The sequence below is a fragment of the Luteococcus peritonei genome (assembly GCF_039526385.1).
In the GTDB taxonomy this organism is placed as follows: Bacteria; Actinomycetota; Actinomycetes; order Propionibacteriales; family Propionibacteriaceae; genus Luteococcus; species Luteococcus peritonei.
Map to the genome: position 1 here is coordinate 39,967 of NZ_BAAAIX010000008.1, position 6,558 is coordinate 46,524.

At 68.9% G+C, this 6,558-nt stretch carries 4 protein-coding genes and 2 pseudogenes; 3 read left to right on the plus strand and 3 right to left on the minus strand.

Annotation, left to right across the window (positions count from 1 at the left end):
- Positions 1 to 158 precede the first annotated feature (158 nt).
- Positions 159 to 1,400: a 1-deoxy-D-xylulose-5-phosphate reductoisomerase gene (dxr, locus tag ABD073_RS03800; protein WP_343872485.1), complete on the plus strand. Its 1,242-nt coding sequence runs from the start codon at positions 159 to 161 to the stop codon at positions 1,398 to 1,400.
- Positions 1,397 to 2,680, plus strand: coding sequence for a M50 family metallopeptidase (locus tag ABD073_RS03805; protein WP_343872486.1), 1,284 nt, complete (start codon positions 1,397 to 1,399; stop codon positions 2,678 to 2,680). Before dxr ends, ABD073_RS03805 begins: the two co-directional genes overlap by 4 nt.
- Before the next feature lie 276 nt (positions 2,681 to 2,956).
- Here the strand turns inward: ABD073_RS03805 and ABD073_RS03810 are convergent, their stop codons facing one another.
- Positions 2,957 to 3,904 (minus strand): type IV toxin-antitoxin system AbiEi family antitoxin domain-containing protein, encoded by a 948-nt coding sequence (locus ABD073_RS03810; RefSeq protein ID WP_343872487.1) that lies wholly within the window; start codon positions 3,902 to 3,904, stop codon positions 2,957 to 2,959.
- A 319-nt stretch (positions 3,905 to 4,223) separates the two neighbouring features.
- Here ABD073_RS03810 and ABD073_RS03815 point away from each other — a divergent pair.
- Positions 4,224 to 4,663, plus strand: a pseudogene (locus ABD073_RS03815) (transposase); the annotation flags it as partial.
- Between the two features lie 40 nt (positions 4,664 to 4,703).
- On the opposite strand, the pseudogene ABD073_RS03820 reads toward ABD073_RS03815, so the two are convergent.
- Together ABD073_RS03820 and ABD073_RS03825 are read right to left on the minus strand one after the other, a co-directional pair.
- A pseudogene (locus tag ABD073_RS03820) lies at positions 4,704 to 4,997 on the minus strand (integrase core domain-containing protein); the annotation flags it as partial.
- A gap of 4 nt (positions 4,998 to 5,001) precedes the next feature.
- On the minus strand, positions 5,002 to 6,420 hold the full coding sequence (locus ABD073_RS03825) for an IS30 family transposase (RefSeq protein ID WP_343872494.1): 1,419 nt from the start codon (positions 6,418 to 6,420) through the stop codon (positions 5,002 to 5,004).
- Positions 6,421 to 6,558 lie beyond the last annotated feature (138 nt).

Here is a 6,558-nt window from a genome sequence, read left to right on the forward strand (position 1 = left end):
GGGGACCGGGGCGGGGGACTGCGGTGTCCGACGCCGCGAATTTACTTCGCCACAAAACAATCCCTCCGCAGGGGTGCAGATGTGCACACCCCAAGGGGTGAACCGGGGGCAGGACGTGGCGCCGCGGCGCGGCCCCGGGCGCGTGAAAGGATGGTGTGGTGAACAGCCACCAGTCCAGCCCCCGTCGCGTCGTCATCCTCGGGTCCACCGGGTCGATCGGAACCCAGGCGCTCGACGTGATCGACAGCCGACGGGACCGCTTCCAGGTGGTGGGTCTCGCCGCGGGCGGATCCGACGTCGCCCTGTTCGCCCGCCAGGTGCTCGACTTCCAGCCGCAGGTGGTGGCGCTGGCCAAGGCCACCGCCGGCCAGGACCTGCAGCTGGCCCTCTACGCGGAGGCGAAGCAGCGGGGCTGGAACGAGGGCTCCTTCCAGCTGCCCAGGATCCTGCTCGGCCCTGATGCCGCCACCGAGCTGGCTCGTATGGACTGCGACGTGGTGCTGAACGGCATCACCGGTTCTGCCGGCTTGCTGCCCACCTTGGCCGCCCTGGAGACTGGCACCACGTTGGCGCTGGCCAACAAGGAGTCGCTGGTGATCGGCGGCCGTCTGGTCACCGAGGCCGCCGCTCCCGGCCAGATCGTCGCCGTCGACTCCGAGCACTCCGCCTTCGCCCAGTGCCTGCGCTCCGGCCGCGCCGACGAGGTGCGCCGCCTGGTCCTCACCGCCTCCGGCGGCCCTTTCCGTGGCCGCAGCCGTGAGGAGCTGGCCGATGTCACCGTCGAGCAGGCGCTCGCGCACCCCAGCTGGGACATGGGCCGGGTGGTCACCATCAACTCCTCCACCCTGGTCAACAAGGGCCTGGAGCTGCTGGAGGCGTGGCTGCTCTACGGCGTGGACCTGGACGACATCACCGTCGTGGTGCATCCCGGCAGCATCGTGCACTCCATGGTGGAATTCCACGACGGCGCCACCATCGCCCAGGTCAGCCCGCCCGACATGCGCCTGCCGATCGCCCTGGGCCTGGCCTGGCCGGACCGCGTCGAGGACGCCTCCCGGCCCAACGACTGGACCAGCCCGGTGCAGTGGATCTTCGAGCCGCTCGACGACGAGGCCTTCCCCGCCGTGGAGCTGGCCCGTCGCTGCGGGCGTGCCGCCGGTTCCGCTCCCGCGGTCTTCAATGCCGCCAACGAGGTCTGCGTGGACGCCTTCTGCGACGGTCGGATCGGCTACCTGGACATCGTGGACACCGTCGCCGCCGTCGTCGACGAGCACCTGGGGCTAGCCGGCCGCGAGGGCGGCCACATCACCGACGAGCAGATGAGCGTCGAGAAGGTGCTTGCCGCCGACGCCTGGGCCCGCAGCCGGGCCGAGGAGCTCGCCTTCGGGACCAAGGGATGACGCTGCTGGTCACGGTGGTGGCCGCGCTGGGCTTCTTCGCCCTGGTGATGGCCTCCATCGCCCTGCACGAGGTGGGCCACCTGGTGCCCGCCAAGCTCTTCGGCACCAAGGTCACCCAGTACTTCGTCGGCTTCGGCCCCACCCTGTGGCGCCTGCGACGCGGGGAGACCGAGTACGGCATCAAGGCGGTGCCGCTCGGTGGCTATGTGCGGCTGGTGGGGATGTACCCGCCGGCCCGCCCCGGGCGCCGCGACTCCCGCCTCACTCGGCTGGCCGATGAGGCGCGGGCCGTCGAGTACGAACAGATCAGCCCCGCCGACGAGGGGCGCCTGTTCTTCCAGAAGCGTTGGTGGCAGAAGGTCGTGGTGATGGCCTGCGGCCCGCTGATGAACCTGCTGCTGGCCGTGCTGGTGCTGGGCACGATCAACGCCGTGCACGGCCAGTACCGGCCCCAGCTGGTGGCCGAACAGGTCAGTGAGTGCGTGGTGCCGGCTGAGCGGGCCGAGCGCAGCTGCACGGCCGCGGATCCCGTGGCACCCTCCCGCGCGGCCGGCGTGCGGGCGGGGGACCGGCTGGTCAGCCTGAACGGCGTGGCGCTCGAGAGCTGGTCGCAGTTCAGTGACCTGGTGCGCGCCAACGGATCCGGCGAGGCGCGACTCGTCGTGGAGCGTGACGGTCGCACCGTCGAGCTGCCGGCTGTGCCCACCGTGGTCACCGGGATGCGCGACAAGCTGGACCCGTCGAGGACCGTGGAGGTCGGCTTCTTCGGCGTCACTCCGCGCTACCAGCGTGAGCGCGGTGGCCTGGCGACCACTGCCTCCGACCTGTGGCTGCAGACCCGTCAGTCGGTGACCGCACTGGCCACCTTCCCGGTCAAGGTCTTCAACGTGGGCAAGGACCTGGCCACCGGCCAGCAGCGCGACGCCAACGGGCCGATCTCCATCGTCGGTGCGTCGCGTGCGGCCGGCGAGATCGCCAGCACCCAGCGGCTCTCGACCGGTGACAAGATCGCCTCCTGGTTCGGGATGCTGGCCTCGGTGAACCTGTTCGTCTTCCTGCTGAACTGCGTACCGTTGCCCCCGCTGGACGGCGGGCACATCGCCGGCGCGCTGTACGAGGCGCTGCGACGTGCTGTCGCCCGGCTGCTGGGCCGCCCCGACCCCGGCCCGGTGGACACCGCGCGGCTGTTGCCCGTCTCCTACCTGGTGGGTGGCTTCCTGCTCGTGGCCGGCCTGGTGCTGATCCTGGCCGACGTGGTCAGCCCGGTGAAGCTCTTCTGAGCCCCCCGGGCGCTGCTGCGGGTTCACCGGGCAGTGGGGGACCTGGTCCTGTGCTGTGCGCCGTCGTGCTGCCCACCGGTCGCATGACAACGTGCTGCGAGACTGCCGCCCGGATCACGGCCGCACGGGGCTGATCGCCCCTGTTCCTGCAGGGGTGATGCGACGCCAGAGGCCGTGATGGGCGGCGGGAGACCTGCGCGGTGGAGTCGGCCAAGTATCCGCGCAAGAGCCGGCCCCGGGGAGTCGGCGCCTGGGTGGACGCCACGGCGCGTTGTCTCACGCGACGCTGGCCAGGGCGCGAAGTACCCGCTCGGCCACCTGCTCCGGATGGTGCAGCACCTCGTCCCAGGTGCAGCGCACCACCGTGCACCCCAATGCGCGCAACCGGTCCTCGCGTCGCTTCTCGGCCCAGAGCACGTCGCTGGGCGAGAGCCCTGGACGGGCATTGGCGAAGTACTTCTCACGTCCGTCGAACTCCAGCACGACGCGCTGCTGCGGCCACCAGAAGTCGACGCGCCCGACGAAACCGGCGTCGTCATGAAGTGACTGCTGCAGGACGGGGTCAGGGACGCCGTGCTGGCGCAGCGCCGCTCTGCAGAGAGATTCGCCCGGGCTCTCGACGCGTGCATCAGCCATGCGGACCACTGCCCTGGCATGTGCGCTGCCCCGAACGCCTGCCTGTCGTACGAGCTGCTCGTCCAGCTGCGTCCTGTCCACGAGTCCGGTATGAAGAGCGGCGTCAGCCGCGGCCAAGGCCCAGCCGGGGTCCTCCGAGCGGGCCATGTCGATGACGGTTCGGGCGAGGGTGGTCAAGGGCATGCCCTGATGGACGGTCACCTCGTCCGCGGCCAGGCGACCGCCGTGCAGATGCACACCGCCGCGTCTCTTGCTGCGGCTCTGGCCCGCGACCAGCAGGTGAACGTCGGTGGTGGCAGCGCGCCGGACCGGAAGCCCCCAGGCCCTCGCGGCGGTGGCGTGGCTCACCACGGGTGATCCACCCTGGGCCTCGAGCACGGCGAGTACGCGACAGCGCTCCCGTTCCGCCGCGCCCAAGGCGGGTGCGGCATAGTGGCCGCGCCTCAGCCTGACGAGCTCACCGGCGCGAACCTTGCGGCGGATGGCGGCGGCATCATGTCCGAGCTCATGCAGACCCGCAGTGGTCATGATCTCCGGGACAGCAAGGGGTGGCAGTCGCGTCGCCGAGGTCCTGGGGTGGGCTTCCATGCGCCGATCCTCACTCCGAGACGGCTCTGAGGCCATGGGGCGGGCGAAATCTGTGGATGGAGAACACCCTGTGGAAAACTCCCGGAAGGTGATGGGCGGCTCGGGATTCGACCAGCGCCGTGGACTGGACCGGGGGATCGCGGCCGTTCGTGCCGGATCGCCCCTGTTGCTGCAGGGGCGATGCGTGACCAAGTGCCGTGATGTGGACCTTTGTGCCGCGATGCCGTCCGTTCTGCCGTGATGCGGACTAGGACCCTGACCCCGGGTTGTGGACACGTGGAATCCAGCATGGGCTGGAGGAAGCGAGATGATCATCATCATGGCCAGGAAGAACTACTCGGCAGAGTTTCGCCAGCAGGCCGTTGACCTGTACGAGAGCTCTCCGGATGCGACGTTGAAGCAGATCGCCACGGATCTGGGAGTGTCCCGCGGGACCCTCGCGGACTGGGTCAAGGTCTTGGGCAGCGGTGTCAGGACACCCGGTGCGACGCCCCCGTCACCCGCAGCACCGGATGGGGAGTCGACCGCAGCACGGATTGCCCGGCTGGAGGCCGACAACGCGCGGTTGCGGGCGGACAAGGCCCGTATCGAGACCGAACGGGACATCCTGCGCAAGGCAGCCAAGTATTTCGCCGGGGAGACGAACTGGTGAACCGCTTCCAGTTCGTCGCCGACCACCAGACCACCTATCAGGTGAAGCGGTTGTGCCAAGTGTTGGAACTGTCACGCTCCTCGTTCTACGCCTGGCAGAAGGCAGCACTGAACCGCCCCGGCATGTCCGGAGACTTGGTTTGGTGGCTCAGGCGGTGAGCTTGAGCCGATGGTAGTGCAGGTCCTCGGCCTGCATCGGGCTCAGGTCGTCGAGTGCCTCGTGGGGACGGATCGTATTGTAGAAGTCGACCCAGCGCAGGGTCTCGAGCTCGACGTGCTCGACACTGCGCCAGGGGCCTTCGGGCCGGATCAACTCGGCCTTGAACAGCCCGATCGTGGACTCAGCCAGGGCATTGTCGTAGGGGTCGTGGTTCGACCCGACCGACGGATCGACGCCGGCCTCGACCAACCGCTGGGTGACGGCAAAACTGACGTACTGGGCGGGTTCAACCGGTCGTTGCAACACTGGCTGCTTCCAAGGATCGTAGTTGCTCTTCGAACACCTCGGCCGGTGTTCTCCAGCCGAGGGTCTTGCGGGGCCGGTTGTTGAGGGTGTGGGCGACGGCTTCGAGGTCAGCGGCGCTCCAGCGGGACAGGTCGGTTCCCTTGGGGAAGTACTGGCGCAGCAACCCGTTGGTGTTCTCGTTGCTGGGCCGCTGCCACGGGCTGTGGGGGTCGGCGAAGTAGACCTTCGTGCCCGTCTCCACCGCGAAGGTGGCGTGGGCGGACAGTTCCTTGCCGCGGTCCCAGGTGATGGTCTTGCGCAACTGCTGCGGCAGAGCGGTGATCGACGCGGCGAGCGCGGTGTTCATCGCGACCGCGCCGTAGCCGCCCAGGGATGGTCCGTTCTTGACCGGCGGGGTCTGGCCCCAGCCCTCCAAGCGCGGGAGGTGGACCAGAATCGTGGCGCGGCTGTGCCTCTCGACCAGGGTGCCGATCGCGGAGCGGCCGGTGCCGATGATCAGGTCGCCTTCCCAATGACCGGGAACCGCCCGATCCGCTGACTCCGCGGGACGCTCGCTGATCACGACATCAGCGGTGACATGGCCTTGGGGCTTGTTCCTCGAACGCTCACGCGGCGAGCGCAGAGCTCTGCCGGTGCGCAGGCAGGTCACCAGTTCCCGCTTCAAGGCGCCGCGGCCCTCGATGAACAGTGACTGGTAGATCGCCTCGTGACTGATCCGCATGGATTCATCATCGGGGAAGTCGAGGCGCAGCCGGTGGCTGATCTGGTCGGGGCTCCAGGCCTTTGACCAGCGCCGGTCGGCACGATGGGGCTTGTTCAGCCCCTTCCAGGCCGGCGTGTCGGGACCATCGACGGTGGCGCCGTCGGGTCGGGTGACCTTGCCGGCGAGGCGGTCCTGGACGTAGTCACGCAGCCGTGGGTTGGTGACCATCTTGGCGGTCTTTGGGCGTTTCGCGGCCTCCTGCGCCTTCCATTGGGCCACCGTCGCCCGGTACTCGATCTTGCCTCCCCGGGTAGCGGCGTTGCGGCGCAGCTCACGACTGATCGTGCCCGGATCACGCCCCAGGGCCCGGGCGATGGCCCGGACACCAGTCCCCGTCGCGCGCAGGATCGCGATCTCCTCACGCTCCTCGAAGGACAGGTAACGGCCACTCGGCTCGGCCAGACTGATCGGCGCCATGCCCCCAGCGTGACGAAACCAGCGCATCCCGACAGGAACCGACACGCCCACCGCGATCGCCGCTTCCGCCGTTGAGACACCAGTGGCGATCACCCGCCAGAACTCCCGCTGGACAACCCGAGACGGCTGCGGCCTGCCCGGAGAGAACATCAAGGGCCTCAACGCCCTGTCCGCCCGCCACTGACGCCTCAACCCTTCCGGAGCTTCGCTGGTCTTCATCGACCAATGAACCCTGCCCATCATCAACACCTTCCAGATCAAGGTGTTGCGACGACCAGTTGAATCCGCCCTGGGACCCGGCATCGGTGTGGTGGACCAGTCCCGTGAAGCTGGTGATGCCTTGCTGCTTGCGCGACC